This window comes from Haloarcula halobia (genome assembly GCF_029338255.1).
In the GTDB taxonomy this organism is placed as follows: Archaea; Halobacteriota; Halobacteria; order Halobacteriales; family Haloarculaceae; genus Haloarcula; species Haloarcula halobia.
In genome coordinates, this window is record NZ_CP119787.1 from 2,759,777 (window position 1) to 2,777,283 (window position 17,507).

Consider the following 17,507-nt stretch of genomic DNA (forward strand, 5'->3'; position numbering starts at 1 on the left):
CTCCCTTTGGGGTTCGTCGTCCATTACCAAACAATTGGCTCCGAGGGTGCTTCAACGTGGAGGTTACTGTAAATTGACACGCCTTCTGAGCAGGCTGGTGCCTACCGGATGTTTACGAGACCGATATGGCCGGAGATGATCCTACGGCTCCTTGCGGTGGTCTCGATACGTTTTGGCCGCAAGAATGACGTAGACTGCGCCGATAATCCGTACACCTGCCGTAAATCGTTCGTTCCATTCGATAGCGTCTGGACTTTCAAAGAGGAACGTGGTGGCTAATTCGCGATACAGGTCGGGGAACACAAAGACAACTGCACCAAACGCTCCGGTGAGATTCATCATCCACGCATAGAACCGGCCGCCGAGGAGGGAGATCACGGCTACCAGAATCCCTTCCGATCGGATGGCTGGATTGACCCATGTTCTAAGAGTGCCTTCACCGGGATTGGCAATCGCGGATTTCTCAAAGAACGCAACAATCTCGTCAGGGAACAGGGCCGTAACGGCCCCGAGGGTGCTGATGAGTATCCGGATCATACGCTATTGTACGACTGATTCGGAGTTAATGGTCTTCACTAATCTACACCTCTGAGAACGGTATCTACACGTAGTCGTCCAGAAGTCCAATAATACATAACAGGTAGAGATGCAGAATTACTGTGTAAGGAGTTGTCTAAGGACGTAGTGGAGGATGCCGCCGTGTTCGATGTACGTTACGGCGGCCGGCGTGCCGACCTGTGCCGTGACTGGGAACTCGACGGTCGAACCGTCATTACGCTCGGCGATGACGGTCAGCTCATCCATCACGTCGAGTCCGTCATCGAGGCCGTGGATAGTGAAGACCTCCGATCCATCTAGCCCGAGAGATTCCCACGAATCGCCGTCATCGAACTGCAAGGGGAGCACACCCATACCGACGAGGTTGTCGCGGTAGATACGCTCGTAACTCTCGCCGATGGTTGCGCGGACACCGAGCAGGTCCGTTCCTTTCGCCGCCCAGTCACGACTTGACCCTGTCCCGAGCTCCTCGCCCGCCATCACGATGAGTGGGGTACCCTCATCGCGGTAGCGCTGGCTGGCCTCGAAGACGGTTGTCTGCTCATCAGTCGGGTGATGAATCGTGTAGCCGCCCTCGATGTCGTCGAGCATCTCGTTCTCGATGCGAACGTTGGCGAACGTCCCCCGCATCATCACCTCGTGGTTTCCCCGGCGCGCGCCGTATGTGTTGAACTCGTGGGGCTCGACGCCGTGATCGAGCAGCCACTGACCCGCGGGGAGGTCAGGTCCGAAGGGGCCAGCAGGGCTGATGTGGTCGGTCGTAACGGTATCGCCAAGTGCCAGCAGGTAGCGGGCGTCCTCAATATCGGCGACGCCGGGTTTCTCGAGGGGGAAGTCCTGGAAGAATGGCGGCTCTCGGATGTACGTCGACTCGTCGTCCCACTCGTAGACGTCACCACTTGGCGCGTCGAGAGCAGCCCACCGCTCGTCACCCTCGAACACGGAGGCGTACTTCTCCTCGAACATCTCCGGAGAGACGTTCTCGTGGATTGCTGCCTGCACGTCCGCTGCATCGGGCCAGATGTCCACCAGATACACCGGTTCACCCTCCTCGTCGGTGCCCAGCGGCTCGTTCTCGAGATCGACGTCCATCCGTCCTGCCAGTCCGTAGGCAACCACGAGCGGCGGGCTCACGAGGTAGTTTGCGCGAATCTTCGGGTGGATACGCGCCTCGAAGTTCCGGTTCCCCGAGAGGACGCTCGTCGTCCAGAGGTCGTGGTCGTCGATCGCTTGCTCGATGGGATCGGGAAGCGGTCCGGCGTTGCCGATACAAGTGGTACAGCCGTAGCCGACGACGGCGTACCCGAGTTCTTCGAGATATGGAAGCAGCCCCGATTCTTCGAGATACTGCGTGACGACGCGGCTACCGGGTGCGAGACTTGTCTTGACGTACGGCGGGACATCCAAACCTTTCTCGACGGCGTTCTGGGCGAGCAGTCCAGCAGCGATCATCACCGAGGGGTTCGACGTGTTCGTACAGCTCGTGATGGCGCTGACTAAGACATCACCATGCCCGATTTCGACCGTTTCCCCGTCGAGGTCGACCTCGACGCGTTTGGTTAACGGATGCAGTTCGGATTCGGGTTCGACCTGAACGCCGCCGTCGGTTTCCGCATTAGCTGTACCACCCTCACCGAGCCACCGCTGTAGAGCGTCCTCGTCAACGTCGTCGAGGTCGTCCTCGAACTCCCCGTGGAGAAGTCCCCGGAAGCTCTGTTTCACGTCCCCCATAGGAATCCTGTCCTGTGGCCGCTTGTGTCCGGCCAGACTCGGTTCGACTGTCGAGAGGTCGAATTCGACGACCTCAGTATATTCTGATTCCTGTTCCCCGAACAGCCCTTGGGCTTCGAGGTACTCGCGAACGAGGTCGATGTGGTCGGGGTCACGCCCGGTGAGTTCGAGATACTCGAGCGTCTGTTCGTCGACCGGGAACATACTGATCGTCGAACCCTGTTCGGGCGCCATATTGGCGATCGTGGCCCGGTCGGGGACTGTGAGATTCGCCACACCAGGACCGAAGAACTCCACGAACCGGTCGACGACGCCGACCTCGCGGAGTCGTTCGGTGATGTGGAGGACGAGATCCGTCGCCGTCGCGCCTTCGGGTAATTCGCCTTCGAGACGGACGCCGACGACCTCGGGGAGTTTCATCGTGACCGGCTGACCGAGCATCGCCGCTTCCGCTTCGATGCCGCCGACGCCCCACCCGACCACACCGATGCCACCGATCATCGGAGTGTGGCTGTCCGTGCCGACGAGTGTGTCCGGCAGGAGCCAGTTCTCGCCGTCTTGCTCGCGGGCGTGGACGACCCGACCCAGATGCTCGAGGTTCACCTGGTGGACGATACCGGTGCCTGGCGGGACGACATTGAAGTTCTCGAAGGCGTTCTGCGCCCATTTGATCGCGCGATACCGTTCGGCGTTGCGCTCGTACTCCAGTTCGACGTTCTTCTCGTAGGCGTCCTCGGAGTCGAAGTAGTCGACCTGGACGCTGTGGTCGATGACGAGATCAATAGGAATCTCCGGTTCGACCAGGGTCGGGTCCCGATCTTTTCGGTCGACTTCGGATCGAAGGGCCGCCAGGTCGACGACTGCGGGCACGCCGGTGAGATCCTGGAGGACGACTCGTGATGGAGAGAACGGAACCTCCGCGTCCGGTACGTCTGGCTCCCAGCCAGCAGCATTCCTGACGTCCGCCGCAGTAACAGTTTCGCCGTCGGCGTTCCGGAGCACCGACTCATAGTGATTGCTGTGACTGTTTACCGGTACGGCCGCACGTAGTCGTGCGGTTGGTACCGAAATGACTCACAGCAGTCACTATCAAGCAGAATACGGATGCTCACCGGGAGCGTGTCGAGGTCACAGAGTCCCTGTTCTTCGAGTGCTCGAAGATCGGCCATCTTGTACGTCGTCCCGTCGACGTCGAGCTCGCGGACGGCATCGAACGGAAGTGTATCAGTCATAGTATCTACACCTGGGATTGGCAGTCGTATCAATCACTCCCCGAATCTGATTCGACGAGAATCGGGGTTTGTTACGCAGAGGCATCGTATCCAGCGGCTTCGACCACAGTCACGAGTTCATCCTGTTCAGCGGATCCCTCAACCGTCGCGGATTCTGAATCGCGATCCGCAGTTGCGGAAGTAACCCCCTCAACCTCTTCGAGTGCCTCTTCGACGGTCTGCTCGCAATGTTCACAGGTCATTCCTTCGACGGTAATTGTCTGAGTCATATCCATTCGTAGTTAGGGGTGAGTATTCTATGTGGTTTTCTGCTTAGAATCCAATGTAATCGCAGCCCTGAATCACCGATTTCGAAGGTGTATCGTGGACAACAATAATGTATCCTGCGAGACGAAGCGGTCGTATGCGCAATCTGGATGAAACCGACTTGGAAATCCTCTCGTTGCTCGCCGATGACGCTCGCCGCCCGTTCAGCGATATTGGCGAGGAGGTTGGTCTGTCGGGGCCAGCCGTTTCTGACCGGGTCAAACGATTACAGGAAGCTGGCATCATTAACAACTTCACGATTGACGTCAACCGGGCTCATCTCCGAGCTGGTGTTCCGGTATTTATTCAGGCCGAAATCGGCACAGGGTCGTTGGAGGCCGCCCGCAATCGAGTTCGGGAATCCGATGGCGTTGAACACGTCTTCACGACCTCAGAAGGTGATCTTTGGTTCTATGCCCGTGTCGAAGCCCAGAACGTTCGTCAGTGGGTAGATGGGCTCTTTAACGAGATAGATGTAGCGGATTACACCGTCACGCTAATTGACGAGATTGAATGGACACCGTCCGTTGATGGCGTCGAATTTGCACTCACCTGTGCCGAATGTAACAATACCGTCGATAATGAGGGTGAGACGACGCGAATCGACGGCGAGATCTATCACTTCTGTTGCCCGTCCTGTCTCACACGCTTCGAAGATCGGTATCAGCGACTCGAAGAGGGTACGTAACGCAGTCTTTGGAATCCAAATTTCCTGCGGTCGAAAACCCACCTCTCGAAGCAGCAAGTGGCCTAAACCTAGACCCCGTACAATAGACTAAGCATGACAAGCCAAACAATCCGTCTCGATATCACGGGGATGTCCTGCGCCAACTGTTCGGCGACGATTCAGGACACTCTCGAATCTCTCGACGGGGTATCGGAGGCGAATGCGAATTTCGCCACCGACGAGGGTTCCGTAACCTACGACCCCGAAGAGGTATCGCTCCAAGAGATCTACGACGCGATTGACGAGTCCGGGTACGGTGCGGTCTCGGAGACGGTGACGATTGCCATCTCCGATATGACCTGTGCCAACTGCGCCGAGACCAACGAAACCGCTCTTGAGAGTACACCGGGTGTCGTTAACGCGAAGGTCAACTACGCGACCGATGAAGGGCAGGTCACCTACAATCCGGCAGAGGTGTCGCTCGATGCGCTGTACGATGCTATCGAGGACGCCGGCTACTCGCCCGTCCGCGAAGATGGGGACGACGAAGAGTCGGGCCAAGACGCACGAGATGCCGCCAGACAGGCTGAGACCCGGAAGCAACTCAGGCTGACCCTCTTTGGGGCAATGTTGTCGGCACCGTTGCTCTTCTTCCTTATCGACAATTATCTGCTCGGTGGCACGATCGTCCCTGAAGCCGTCTTCGGCGTGGAACTCGGCTGGATTGAGTTCCTCCTTGCCACGCCGGTGCAGGCGATCCTCGGCTGGCCGTTCTACAAGAACTCGTACAAGGCGATCGTGAAGAACGGCCGCGCCAATATGGACGTGCTGATTGCGATCGGTTCAACAACGGCTTATCTATACTCTGTGGCAGTCCTGTCTGGACTCATCGCGGGTGGGGTCTACTTCGACACGGCAGCCCTCATCCTCGTGTTCATTACGCTCGGTAACTACCTCGAAGCTCGGTCGAAGGGTCAAGCGGGTGAGGCCCTCCGGAAGCTCCTCGAAATGGAAGCCGAAACGGCGACCATTGTCCACGAGGACGGCAGTGAAGAAGAAATTCCGCTTGAAGAGGTCACAACGGGTGACCGGATGAAAATCCGTCCGGGCGAGAAGATCCCCACAGACGGTGTTGTTGTCGACGGTCAGTCCGCCGTCGACGAGTCGATGGTCACTGGCGAATCTGTCCCTGTAGAGAAAGAAGAGGGCGATGAGGTCGTCGGCTCGACGATCAACGAGAACGGCGTCCTCGTTGTGGAGGCGACGAAGGTCGGCGAGGACACGGCCCTCCAGCAGATCGTTCAGACTGTCAAGGAAGCCCAGTCGCGCCAGCCTGACATCCAGAACCTCGCGGACCGCATCTCCGCGTACTTCGTGCCGGCGGTCATCGCGAATGCCCTATTCTGGGGTGTTGTCTGGTTCCTATTCCCCGAGGCTCTCGCCGGCTTCGTCGACTGGCTCCCGTTGTGGGGTCAGGTCGCTGGCGGCCCTGCTCCAGTCGGTGGGACCGTTTCGGTCTTCGAGTTCGCGATTATTGTCTTCGCGTCCTCGATCCTCATCGCCTGTCCCTGTGCACTAGGGCTGGCGACGCCCGCAGCCACGATGGTCGGGACGACTATCGGGGCCCAGAACGGCGTCCTGTTCAAGGGCGGTGACATCCTCGAGCGCGCGAAAGACGTCGATACAGTCGTCTTCGACAAGACGGGCACCCTCACGGAGGGTGAAATGGAACTCACCGACGTGGTCGTCTTCGATAGCGATGGAAATGCGGTGACTGACGGTGGCGAGCCGACACCGGATGGTGGACAGCTCGGCACTCGTGAGCGCCTCTCAGAGGATGACGTGCTTCGGCTGGCGGCGATAGCCGAAAGCGGGAGCGAACACCCCCTCGCCCGGGCAATCGTCGATGGGGCTGAAGAACGCGGGCTGGACGTGACTGAGCCTGACGACTTCGAGAACGTTCCGGGCCACGGCATCAAAGCGGTCATTGGTGACAGTGAGGTGCTGGTCGGCAACCGCAAGTTGCTGCGGGACAACGGCATCGAACCCTCGCCCGCCAAAGAGACGATGGAACGTCTCGAGAACGAGGGGAAGACAGCGATGCTGGTCGCCTACGAGGGTGAGCTCGTAGGTGTGGTCGCGGACGCCGACACAGTGAAAGAAAGCTCCAAGCAGGCTGTCACGGCCCTCCAAGGGCGGGGCGTTGACGTGATGATGATTACGGGCGACAATGAACGAACTGCCCGTGCGGTCGCTAAACAGGTTGGTATCGACCCGAAGAACGTCCGCGCAGGAGTCCTTCCTGAGGACAAGTCTAACGCGGTCGACAGTATTCAAGATGAGGGGCGGCAGGCGATGATGGTGGGCGACGGCGTCAACGACGCGCCGGCGCTCGCGGTGGCCCACGTCGGGACAGCAATCGGCTCCGGCACCGATGTCGCCATCGAGGCTGCGGACGTCACGCTGATGCGAGACGACCCGCTCGACGTGGTAAAGGCGATCCGCATCTCGGACGCGACACTCCAGAAGATCAAGCAGAACCTCGTGTGGGCGCTCGGGTACAACACGGCGATGATTCCGTTAGCGTCGCTCGGCCTCCTACAGCCCGTGCTCGCTGCAGCAGCAATGGCGTTCTCGTCGGTGTCGGTGCTGACGAACAGCCTGCTGTTCCGCCGATACACCCCCGATCACGACTACAAGCTCTTCGGATTCCTTCGCTAATCGTCGTCTCTATATCAATGTCGAATATTTCCCGCCAAACGGTTCAGAGGTACCTCGTCGAGACAGCCAGTAGCGAACCGATATACCTCCGGGCTCGCGAGATTGCCAGCGACCTTGACGGATCTCCCAAGGCAGTCGCGCAGTACCTCAGCCAGCTCCAGGACGGACTCACGATCGTTTCACTCGAACAGTGGGGGCGCTCGAAAAGCACGACGTGGCGATTGGAGGTGAACGAGTCGTGAGTACTGTCACCCGACGCGTCGAGACTGCCCTTCCGGAGACCGGCTCACGCGAGTGGTGGGCGCTGTACCTGCTGGCCCCGCTCGTCCTCATCGGTGGGGGCCTCCCCGTGTTCCCGACGCTGGTCTACGACCGGTTCATCTGGCAGTATCTCTGGGGACCAGTCGTCGCCGATGCGGCCGGTCAGTCAGTCACGCACGAGGGGATTCGTGCTGTCCAGGGCTACAACGCGGTGAACACGATAATCTACCTCGCAGCAGTCGTGTACAGCCTCCCCGGACTACGAGCGTATCTCGACCAACTCGACGTCACGTTCGACGCACGACTGGCCTACGGGTTCGCTCCGATCATCATCGCTGGTGGGGCGATGCGCGCCCTCGAGGATATCGGACTGCTCGGCGACTACGCGGTGTGGTTCATCACGCCATCGATTTACATCGTCGTGACCGCTGTCACCATCCTCGCGCTCGGTGTCGGTGCACTCGTGCGTGACCAAAGTATCGGATCTATCCCGCTAACAGTCGAGCTTGTCGGGTCGGTGTGGGCTGTCGGGGCCGTCGGGTGGGCTGTTTGGCACGGCCTCTCGACGTCGACCCCACTCCGCCTATGGGTTCCTGTCGCGACAACGGGGATAGCGCTCGGCGTGACCGGACTCTACTACTGGGGCGCGAGTTTCGCCACTATCGCCCACCTTCGACATCCGATAGTCCTGCTGGCTGTCTTCGGGCAAACGTGGGACGCTGCGCAGAATCTCATCGGTGTGACGTTCCTCGGCTACTCCCCCAAGTTGTTCGTCACGAATCTCGTGTACCAGGCGACTGGATTCTCCGGGTCGACGTTCGTCCTCAAACTGCTCGTGACTCTCGGCATCGTGTGGTATCTCGCTGCTGCGAAAGAGGAGTTGAATCATACGTGGTGGTGGATGATAGCGTTCTTCATCGGGGCTATCGGGCTTCCGATGGGTGTCAGAGGGTCACTCCGAATGATGCTTGGTATCTAACTTAGGACTGCATCGCAGCTGTCAGTGCTCGGTCGAGATCTGCGCGGAGGTCTGCCACGTCTTCGAGACCGACACTCACACGGATGAGCCCGTCGGTGATTCCTGCTTCCTGTCGCACTTCACGAGGGACCGACGCGTGGGTCATCGTTGCAGGCTGTTCGATAAGACTCTCGACGCCCCCGAGGCTTTCCGCCAGCGTGAACACCTCGGTCGCGGAAACGAGTGTCTCCGCCATCTCCAGCGTACCGTCGAGTTCGAAGCTCAACATCCCCCCGAAGTCGTCCATCTGCGTGGCGGCCAGGTCGTGTTGTGGATGGGAATCCAGTCCCGGATAGTACACTCGGTCGACAGCCGGATGATCGTCGAGCCACGCCGCCAGGTCGCGGGCGTTCTCACTGTGTCGATCCATCCGGACGGGGAGCGTCTTCGTTCCCCGGAGGACGAGGAAGCACACGAACGGATCCGGCGTCGCCCCCACGCTGTTCTGGTAGAACCCCAACTGCTCGTCGAGACCTTCGTCGTGGGTAACGAGAGCACCGCCGACGACATCGGAGTGACCGCCGAGGTACTTCGTCAGCGAATGGGCGACGATGTCAGCGCCCAACTCCAGGGGGCGCTGGAGATACGGCGTTGCAAACGTGTTGTCCACGGCACAGAGAGCGCCGCGATCGTGGGAAATTTCCGCGATGTCCGCGATATCGACGACCTGCATCAGTGGATTCGTGGGCGTCTCGAGCCACACGAGTTCCGTCTCCGGAGAGACTGCCGCCAGGACCGCGTCGCGGTCGGTCGTGTCGACGAAGTCGAACGCGAGGTCGTAATCCTTGTAGACCTGCGTGAATAGCCGATGGGTCCCGCCGTAGACATCTTCACCGACCACGACGTGATCGCCTGCTTCGAGCAGATTCAGGACCGTGTTGATCGCGGCCATCCCGCTGGCGAAGGCCCGTCCGTACGCTCCGCTTTCGAGGCTGGCGAGGTTCGCTTCCAGCGCTGCACGCGTTGGATTACCGGTCCGCGAGTACTCGTAGCCACGGTGATCGCCGGGCGCGTCCTGGGCGAACGTCGAGGAGGCGTAGATGGGCGTCATGACTGCGCCGGTATCCGGATCCGGGCGTTGGCCGCCGTGGATCGCCCGCGTGTCGAACCGGCCAGCGTCGTGCGTCTCGTCTCGCTGGTCGTCGCTCATGCTTTCCCCTCCCAGGTCTCGAAGGAACCGTAGATGTTCTTCGAGAGGTACCGTTCGCTGCCATCGGGAAACACCGTAACGACGGCAGGTGCTGGGAGATCAAGTTCACCAGCCGCGGCCTCTTCAGCGACCTCGCGTGCAGCGACGCTCGCCGCACCCGAACTGGAGCCGACGAGATGCCCCTCCTCAGCGGCGAGACGGGTCACTTCGGCGTGTGTGTCCCGGTCGCTAACCGTCCGAATGTCGTCTATCGCGGCTGGATCGAGCAGCTCGGTCACGTCCGGGTCGTGTGTGCCGATGCCTTCGGTCTTGTAGGGCGCCTCTTCGCGTTCTCGGTTCAGGAGTTCGCCAAACGTCGAGCCCTCCGGTTCGACGGCTACGACGTGGACGTTGGGGACATGCTCGCGCACGGCCCGGGTGATGCCCATCAGCGTCCCGCCGGAACCGACGCCCGCAACGATTGCGCCGACGTGCTCGCCGAGGGTGTTGAGAATCTCCTGGCCCGTTGTCTCGTAGTGGGCTTCGACGTTCAACGGCGTCCCAAACTGCTGTGGAACGACGGCGTCGTCGCGCCGGTCGGCGATCTCGTGGGCCGTTTCGGCAGCCTCGCTCATCCCCGCGTCACCGGAGACATGAACGATCTCCGCACCGAGCGCGGCCATCAGTCGTTCTTTCTCCTCGCTGAATCCGCGGGGAACGACGAAGACCGTCTCCAGCCCGAGTCGATTGGCGGCAATCGCCATTCCGATGCCAGTGTTTCCGGCGGTCGGTTCGACGATCGTGCCGCCGGGCGGAACGTCGCCGCGTTCGAGGAGTCGTTCGAGGATGTGCTTGCCGATTCGGTCTTTCACGCTGCCGCCGGGATTGAACCTCTCCAGTTTCGCGTAGACGGAAACGTCGCTAGGCGTCGCGTCGAGTTCGACGATCGGTGTATTACCGATTGTTCCGAGGAGCGATGCGTCGGAGTCGTTGTGACGAGTCATATCTCTGGGTCATATGGGGGCAATCTGTGGCCGGTACGCTCGTTGACGGGAATCCGTCAACAACAGCGACAGCCCGAAGACCCAGCGCAGAAACAGTCCGCGAGGATAGCAGTGCGGGAGTGCAGTCGGTGTGTCACCCGCCGCTGCCGGCGGGACGCCGAGCCGTGATCGCGGGCACGCCGTGATGGAACCGTCACGGCAGTTCCCTCAACCGAGGGGGCTCGCCTCATACGAAGACCTATGAGACGCTGTCTTTTGTGGTTTCCTCTTTGGAACTGAAAGTCAGCACCGACGTCCTACCCGAATCCGTTCTCGATACGCAGGAAAATGGGGCGTTTCACCCGTTCTACAGCCGTTCACGACGCTTCTGGAACTCTTCTTCGTCGATTTCTCCTCGTGCGTAACGGCGTTGGAGGGTTTCCATCGCGGAATCGTCACTCTCTGAAGGTGCATCCCCTCGAGCCGTTGCCCAGTAGAGGAGTCCGCCCACCAATCCCAGCATTCCGAGTGCCCCGCCGACGAACGGGACACCGCCCCACCCGCCCCTCGAGCCACCCATCATGCCCCCTCCGCCGGGCCCCATCATGCCACCATCGGTGCTCCCGCTTCCGTCGACGTCCGAGCCGACGGCCACGGCGCCGTTCTGGACGATCGTATCGCTATCGGGAACCTCGCCGTCGGGGATCGAGCTCTCTTCGGCCGGTCCCCCGGGGTTTCCGACGACGATGCGGCCGACCATGCCGACCGACTTGTGTGGGATGCAATAATAGTCGTACGTGCCGGGGGCCTCGAACGTGTACTCGAAGCTCCCCTGCGAGATTGTGCCGCTATCGAAGGCCGTCCCGTCGGCGGGAACGCGGTCCGGATAGGCCGTCGCCGAGTGTGCACCGGCTGCTATCTCGAAGCGGACGGTCGTGCCGGGTTCGACGTGGAGTCCGATCGGGTCAAAGTAGTTGTTGCCCATCTTCACGACGGGCGTCTCCTGTGCGCTCACTGGCTGAGAGAGGCCTGCGCTGGCGACTGCGCCGCCACCGAGCACTCCCAGAAACTGACGTCGATTATAGTTCGTCATGTGGTTTGAATTGGTCTGGTGGTCGTTATGTTCGCACGACATCGACGAGACGTTGGGCGAGTCCAGACGACTGCTGGGTCGCGCTCTCGATAGCTGACTCCAAGTCGTTCCGCTCGACGATGCCGATGAACTCGGCGGTCTGTTTACCGCTCGCGTAGACGAGTGTCGTCGGCGTCTTCCGGACGCCGTATTCCTCGGCCGTTTCCAGATCTTTCTGGATGTCGACCTCCCGGAACTCCACATCCGGATACGTGTCCTCGAGGCCGTCGTTTTTCTCCCGCTGTGTTGCGCATGCCCCACACGTCTGTTGGGTGAAGAGGATGACTTCGGTCACATTGTATACTACGGTCTTGTAACTTATTCACATTACTATTCAGAATCGTAAGCTGAGAGTGTCCCAGATATTTGATTCAAAGACGCGCTCACACAGTGGTGATAGGGAATAGCCTGACAAATGAAATCGAGTACACAAGCTTGGAGTATCCGCATCGTGGTGAGTACTCGTTGGTCTACTCCGACCGTTCGAGTTTGTCGCGGCGGGATTCGAACTCTTCGTCGGTGAGATCGCCGCGAGCGTACGCCGTGCGGAGTTCCTCCATCGCGGGATTTTGAGACGTCTGGCCTTCATTCGCACGTCGGAAGAGGAGGTAGCCACCGCCGAGGAGGATGAGGAAGAAGATGATCTGAACGAGCATCCCGACGAACGGCCACCATCCGCTGTTGGTACCGCCGTAGCCCATCATTCCGCCGAATCCCATCCCCATCGTGAGCAACGGGAGCACGATGATCGCTCCGAAGATCAGGAGAACGATTGTCGTGGTGTCGAGCTGGTTCGACGAAGACATCGAAGATCAGGCCTCCGGCGTGGATTCGTATTCGTCGCCGACAGCCGAGAGAACACGCTCGAAGCGTTCGGTGACTTCGGTCGCGATGGAGTCGAGCCCATCGTTGTCTGCGATCCCGACTAATTGCTGCGGATCAACGGCACTCACGACGATATCGCCGTCATCGGTCTCGTAGACAATGACGTTACACGGGAGGAGTGCGCCGAGTTCGATTTCTTCGGTCAGTCCCTCGTATGCCAGCGGGGGATTGCATGCACCGAGAATGCGATACTGACGGAATTCTTCGCCGAGTTTCTCCTTGAGCGTCGCCTGGATGTCGATGTCACAGAGGACGCCGAATCCTTCGTCTTTGAGCGCTGCCATTGTCGTGTCGACGACGTCGTCGAACTCGCCGGCTACTTCTGTTTGTATTGTATAGTCCATTATGTGCAATACTCATTCTATATGGTTAAGGGTTGGGTTCCAACACAACGGCCGTTGAGTGAGAGTGTGACGTCTCGGCTGAACAGCAACGGATCCAGTCATCCGGTTCGTTCGAGTTCTTTTCGCCGTCGATCGAATTCATCGTCCGAGAGATCACCGCGGGCGTAGCGCTCACGGAGAACCGATAGCGACTGCTCGTCGCTCCCGCCGGATTCTCTATTGAGGAGCGCATAGACGATGTAGAGCGGGACGGCGAGGAGAATCCCCATCCAAAGCAGTCCCCAGAGCCCCATCGCTCCGCCGAAGAGGCCCCAGCCGCTCCCGCCCATCATCCCGCCACTGTACCTCCCGCCACCGTGGGCAGCAGCCGTTCCAGTCGCTGCGACCAGCAGCGGGACGGCGAGTAACGCGAGTCTACGAGCAGTGCGTCCGATGTGAGTGATGAATTGCGTCATTTTCTCGAGCTGGTGAATCGCGGTGTTCGGTTGAAACGATTGAAACGGTCAGGGCCGTCAACAGTGGCCCTGCCCGTACATCCCGCCGTTGTAGTTGCCGTCAGTCCTGTCGTGGTATCTCTTGTCTGCCCCGTCGTGGTATTCCTCGTCAGCCATGTCCTGGGCCATCTCGTCGACAGTCACACCCATGTGCGACTCCATCCACTCGACGCTACCAGGACCCATGTGTTCGGTCATCTGCACTTCCATCCGGGTCGCCCAGTCATCTGCGGTGGCATTGTCCGTGGGCGCGTCGTCAGCGGTCGTGTCGTTACCGTGTGCGCTGACAACGGGTACGGCAAACGCGAGTCCGACGATCGCGAGCGCCACGAACAGCCATCCTCCGAGGTTTCGGTTGGTCATTGTCTTTTGCCTCACGTAGTCATACGATGGGTTCGGGGTTATCCTCGTGGGTGTAAATCCAAACAGCAGACCGTTCGAGAACGTCTATAACCGCTTTTAACCGTTTTGCTCCACGAAGGTCGTTCATACCTGCAGAATTCGAGAGGGAGAGCGCCCGATAGATAGGGACTATTGTCCCGTGTATTGCTGCCGAAGATCATCACTCGGATATACGCGATAAGTCCGACCTTGTCGTTCCCGATACAGCAGACCGCGCTCCTCGAGTGAACTCACGGTCTGGCTCACTTTGCTCTTCGAAAACTCAGATCGATCCCGAAGTTCGATCTGTGTGATTCCGGGAGACTTCAGGACTGGTTCGAGGACGCGTCGTTCATCATCCGGTAAGAGATCGAGCACGCGCGCTTGCGGATTCGATTCTGGGTTGATAGACGTCGTTGGTGAAGTTTCCTGATTCATCGATGTAGGTGTTGTCGCCGATGTCTGATCGGAATCGATATGCTCCGCTGAGTTCGCCTCTTCCGAGTCGGTGAGATTTCCTCGAACCACGTAATAGACGCCACCGATAACACCTGCGACCAGCAGAGTTCCGACCACATACCAGAGAGGGTTTGGACCGTGCATCGCCCCCATAGATGAATCCATCATCGAACCCATCGATTGCTCGATAGCCCGACGCTGCTGATAGGCCCGCCAGCTGAGTGCCCCGCCGGCTAGGAGGACGAATCCGAGGACCACACCGACGGCAGTATCTGCTCGACGGCGTTTCATATGGCGGCCCCGAATTGCGAGATTTGACTATTCATACCGTCCATTTGGGCGCGTCAGGTGTGACAATTGCGGATTGAAACTGTGATGATGAATCCCTTCTCAGCGGAATAACCACAGTGCGATCATCAGTGGTCATGGTCGTGATCGTGACTTGATATCTGCGGGCTTTGATCAGCAAATTCCGTTGGTTCTTCTTCGAACGTGCGCTTGCAGGTCTTCGAGCAAAAATGGTACGTCGCCCCATCATGGGACGCGCTCGGCCCCTCATCGTCGGTTCGCATCCCACAGACCGGATCACGATACTGACCCGGTGCACCGAGGCCACGCCGGTACACGTACAGCAGGAACCCGGAGAGCGCGAAGGCGATGAGGTTGAGGTAGAACGTGTAGTTGAGTTCGAAGTACGTCTGCTCGGTTGCCGTCTCGCCACCCGCGAGGTCCGGGATGATGCCGAAGGCGTCGAATAGCAGCTCCATTAGGAAGCCGGTGAACGCCATCGTGACGAAGAAGACGCCGAGGATGTACAGCATGATCTTCCAGCCGTAGTACTTCCGGTAGACGTTCAACACGGGGATCGTGATGAGGTCAGCGTAGACGAACGCGATGATCCCGGCGAAGCTGACGCCACCGCCCCACAGCGCGACGGCGAACGGGACGTTCCCCATACTACCGACGAAACTGAGCACGGCGATGATGACGCCCATGACGGCGTTCTCGGCAGTCACGAGCAGGCCGTCGCCCTGGATGAACAGGGTGTTCCAGACCCACTGCGGGACGAACACGATGACGAACCCGGAGATGAGAAAGCCGGCAACGATGTCCTTCCAGATCATCGACCACTCCTTACGGTACTGATTCCCGACCTTGTACCAGCCACCCCACGACAGCAACTCGTCACGCCACCCGCCGCTACTCGACGTCTCCTGGCGGTAGGTTTCCATACAGCCCTCCGAGCAGAATTTGAGCGTCTCACCGCCGTCGGTCGTGAGCGTGTACTCGTCTTTCCCCTCCATCCCGCAGGTGGGATCTTCCGTGACGCCCGATGCGTGATCACGTTCGTTGAGCGTTTCTCGGACTTCGTTAAACAGGTTCTCGGGGAGCGTCAGGTGAACGATGACCGCCATGACGGCGATGAGGATCAGGCCGCCGAGCAACTCCGCGAGGAGGAATTCCCACCCTAGCAGGATCAAGATCATCAGTCCGAGTTCGACGATGAGGTTCGTCGACGCGAACATGAACGCGAGGAAGTTCACCGCGTGCGCCCCCTTCTTGAACAAGCCCTTCCCGATGGCGAGGGCCCCAAAACTACAGCCACTACTCGCTGCTCCGAACACAGTCGCCTTGGTTAGTCCAGTTAGATCGCCCTCACCCAGCACCTGTGCCATCCGTTCCTTCGAGACGTAGACTTGAACGAGACTCGTTATCGTGAGCCCCATAATGATCGCCCACGCCGCCGTCCAGAGAAACCCGACACCGATGCGGAGAGATTCGAGGACACCATCAATTATCGTCGCCTGCATGGTTACATTATCGTAGGAATCATCTATTGCAATTGTCGTTAGAAAACATCCGCTGCCAGGGTGTCCAAACTATGGAAACAAAAGTATGAACCGGGACGATCTCGCGAAAAGAGAGTGAAAATCAAGCTCTCGCTACCTTCGCAGACAGAGCGCGCGCTTCGACTATCGTGAGCCGAGGAGCCGACGTGCGAGTGTCGTCGTCTGTTCCCAGAGAAATCCGATTTCAACGCTTTGTCGGGTAGTTACTACTGGTGCTTCTCGAATATACGAGTCGTTTCTGAGCGTCTCTAACAGAAAGTCAGCGACATCAGCCCGTGAAATCGGCCGGGCACTGGCGTCAATATCGACACCATGGATGTATTCGCCGGTTCGCGGTGCGTCCGTCAATCCACCGGGCCGTACGATCGTCCAGTCGAGGTCGCTTTGCATAACCAGTTCTTCTTGCCGTGCCTTGTCTGCCATCAGATCGTGGAGAGCGGTTGCGTTTGCAATTCGGACATACCACGGAACGGTTTTAGAGCTTGAACCGAGACCCATCGAAGTTAAGACGAGTAATCGGCTGACTGGCCGGTCATCCATCGCCTCGATAATGTTCCGAGTCCCCCGCGACACGATATCCGGTGGGTTGTTCGGTGTCCGCCCAAGGAGACAAACCACGGTGTCTGTATTCTCAACTGTTTCAGAGACTGCCTCTGGATCCAAGACATTTCCTTCGATAGCTGTGATTTGCTCACCTGACGGGAGTTTAGCCTGGGATCGGGTAAGGGCCCGTACGTCATAATCGGCTGCGAGCGCCTGCGTTATCAAACGTCGACCTGTCCCACCAGTCGCCCCAAACACAGCGAGTTTCATGAAAGTGAACCGGTAAAGCGGTTGTACATCTCAGCAAACAGGTAGGTGAATACCCCGGTAATGATCACTGCTTCAAGGATTCCAGCAATAGTCCCAGCGGGTGTCGGCGTGAAGAACAAATGCCACTGCTCCATCATCTCGACCCCGCCTTCGTAGACTCCGATCGCCCCGAAGAGACCCAGTAGAAGCATGATCACAGCCGCGACCGTAGCTGCTGCCGCAGCAAATGGAAGTGGATCAAGACGCGGTGATACCTGACTGGATTCTGGAGTCTCACGAACGCCGGTTTGCTCAGGTGGTGTATTCATATGAAACACTACGAGTGGGCAATTCACTGAGTTTGTGGATACGATTCGAAACCAGCTATATCGAACTGCTACCAACCACAATATGAAGACAGAAAGGCACCACGTCACGGGTTTGATTCATTACTGAATCTCTATCTTCGCACGATCCGATCCGGTGAGTCAGCGTGACAGCGCGACGGCTCCCAGAATTAGATTGGATTCGAACGCAAAACTGTCCCAATACCTGGATGTCAAA

18 protein-coding genes and 1 pseudogene are annotated in these 17,507 nt (G+C 58.9%); 4 read left to right on the forward strand and 15 right to left on the reverse strand.

Annotated elements, in window-relative coordinates:
• Nucleotides 1–141: 141 nt before the first annotated feature.
• The 3 genes and pseudogenes from P1K88_RS14520 to P1K88_RS14535 all read right to left on the reverse strand — a co-directional run bounded on the left by P1K88_RS14520 (nucleotide 142) and on the right by P1K88_RS14535 (nucleotide 3,790).
• Nucleotides 142–537, reverse strand: coding sequence for a hypothetical protein (locus P1K88_RS14520; protein ID WP_276410945.1), 396 nt, complete (start codon nucleotides 535–537; stop codon nucleotides 142–144).
• Nucleotides 538–654: 117 nt separating this feature from the next.
• Nucleotides 655–3,521 (reverse strand): annotated as a pseudogene (gene acnA, locus P1K88_RS14525) (aconitate hydratase AcnA).
• Between the two features lie 71 nt (nucleotides 3,522–3,592).
• Nucleotides 3,593–3,790 carry a heavy-metal-associated domain-containing protein gene (locus P1K88_RS14535; RefSeq protein ID WP_276410948.1) on the reverse strand — a complete coding sequence of 66 codons (198 nt, stop codon included), beginning with the start codon at nucleotides 3,788–3,790 and terminating at the stop codon, nucleotides 3,593–3,595.
• Between the two features lie 134 nt (nucleotides 3,791–3,924).
• Here P1K88_RS14535 and P1K88_RS14540 point away from each other — a divergent pair, with 134 nt between their 5' ends.
• The 4 genes from P1K88_RS14540 (at nucleotide 3,925) to P1K88_RS14550 (ending at nucleotide 8,455) form a co-directional block, all read left to right on the forward strand.
• Nucleotides 3,925–4,515 carry an AsnC family transcriptional regulator gene (locus P1K88_RS14540; RefSeq protein ID WP_276410949.1) on the forward strand — a complete coding sequence of 197 codons (591 nt, stop codon included), beginning with the start codon at nucleotides 3,925–3,927 and terminating at the stop codon, nucleotides 4,513–4,515.
• Between the two features lie 93 nt (nucleotides 4,516–4,608).
• Nucleotides 4,609–7,215: a heavy metal translocating P-type ATPase gene (locus P1K88_RS14545; protein WP_276410950.1), complete on the forward strand. Its 2,607-nt coding sequence runs from the start codon at nucleotides 4,609–4,611 to the stop codon at nucleotides 7,213–7,215.
• 17 nt (nucleotides 7,216–7,232) lie between these two features.
• The gene (locus tag P1K88_RS18480; RefSeq protein WP_419181074.1) at nucleotides 7,233–7,457 is read left to right on the forward strand and encodes a DUF7123 family protein; all 225 of its coding nucleotides are present in this window, start codon (nucleotides 7,233–7,235) and stop codon (nucleotides 7,455–7,457) included.
• Nucleotides 7,454–8,455, forward strand: coding sequence for a DUF63 family protein (locus P1K88_RS14550; protein WP_276410951.1), 1,002 nt, complete (start codon nucleotides 7,454–7,456; stop codon nucleotides 8,453–8,455). The genes P1K88_RS18480 and P1K88_RS14550 overlap by 4 nt, the downstream gene beginning before the upstream one ends.
• A gap of 1 nt (nucleotide 8,456) precedes the next feature.
• On the opposite strand, the gene P1K88_RS14555 is transcribed toward P1K88_RS14550, so the two are convergent.
• The 12 genes from P1K88_RS14555 to P1K88_RS14605 all read right to left on the reverse strand — a co-directional run bounded on the left by P1K88_RS14555 (nucleotide 8,457) and on the right by P1K88_RS14605 (nucleotide 17,272).
• The gene (locus P1K88_RS14555) at nucleotides 8,457–9,644 is read right to left on the reverse strand and encodes a cystathionine gamma-synthase (RefSeq protein ID WP_276410952.1); all 1,188 of its coding nucleotides are present in this window, start codon (nucleotides 9,642–9,644) and stop codon (nucleotides 8,457–8,459) included.
• Entirely contained in the window at nucleotides 9,641–10,627 is a 987-nt protein-coding gene (locus P1K88_RS14560) for a PLP-dependent cysteine synthase family protein (RefSeq protein WP_276410953.1), read from the reverse strand. The genes P1K88_RS14555 and P1K88_RS14560 overlap by 4 nt, the downstream gene beginning before the upstream one ends.
• 346 nt (nucleotides 10,628–10,973) lie before the next feature.
• Entirely contained in the window at nucleotides 10,974–11,621 is a 648-nt protein-coding gene (locus P1K88_RS14565) for a plastocyanin/azurin family copper-binding protein (protein WP_276410954.1), read from the reverse strand.
• A gap of 103 nt (nucleotides 11,622–11,724) precedes the next feature.
• Nucleotides 11,725–12,033, reverse strand: coding sequence for a thioredoxin family protein (locus P1K88_RS14570; protein WP_276410955.1), 309 nt, complete (start codon nucleotides 12,031–12,033; stop codon nucleotides 11,725–11,727).
• A gap of 175 nt (nucleotides 12,034–12,208) precedes the next feature.
• Nucleotides 12,209–12,544 (reverse strand): SHOCT domain-containing protein, encoded by a 336-nt coding sequence (locus P1K88_RS14575; protein ID WP_276410956.1) that lies wholly within the window; start codon nucleotides 12,542–12,544, stop codon nucleotides 12,209–12,211.
• Nucleotides 12,545–12,550: 6 nt separating this feature from the next.
• A complete protein-coding gene (locus P1K88_RS14580) occupies nucleotides 12,551–12,967 on the reverse strand; it encodes a DUF302 domain-containing protein (protein ID WP_276414153.1) in 417 nt (138 codons plus the stop codon).
• A gap of 98 nt (nucleotides 12,968–13,065) precedes the next feature.
• Entirely contained in the window at nucleotides 13,066–13,422 is a 357-nt protein-coding gene (locus P1K88_RS14585) for an SHOCT domain-containing protein (protein WP_276410957.1), read from the reverse strand.
• A gap of 57 nt (nucleotides 13,423–13,479) precedes the next feature.
• A complete protein-coding gene (locus P1K88_RS14590; RefSeq protein WP_276410958.1) occupies nucleotides 13,480–13,824 on the reverse strand; it encodes a hypothetical protein in 345 nt (114 codons plus the stop codon).
• Between the two features lie 168 nt (nucleotides 13,825–13,992).
• On the reverse strand, nucleotides 13,993–14,592 hold the full coding sequence (locus P1K88_RS14595; protein ID WP_276410959.1) for a helix-turn-helix transcriptional regulator: 600 nt from the start codon (nucleotides 14,590–14,592) through the stop codon (nucleotides 13,993–13,995).
• Nucleotides 14,593–14,717: 125 nt separating this feature from the next.
• Nucleotides 14,718–16,112, reverse strand: coding sequence for a permease (locus P1K88_RS14600; protein WP_276410960.1), 1,395 nt, complete (start codon nucleotides 16,110–16,112; stop codon nucleotides 14,718–14,720).
• A 162-nt stretch (nucleotides 16,113–16,274) separates the two neighbouring features.
• A complete protein-coding gene (locus P1K88_RS18485; protein ID WP_379786761.1) occupies nucleotides 16,275–16,964 on the reverse strand; it encodes an NAD(P)-dependent oxidoreductase in 690 nt (229 codons plus the stop codon).
• Nucleotides 16,961–17,272 (reverse strand): hypothetical protein, encoded by a 312-nt coding sequence (locus P1K88_RS14605; RefSeq protein WP_276410961.1) that lies wholly within the window; start codon nucleotides 17,270–17,272, stop codon nucleotides 16,961–16,963. Before P1K88_RS14605 ends, P1K88_RS18485 begins: the two co-directional genes overlap by 4 nt.
• Nucleotides 17,273–17,507: the final 235 nt, after the last annotated feature.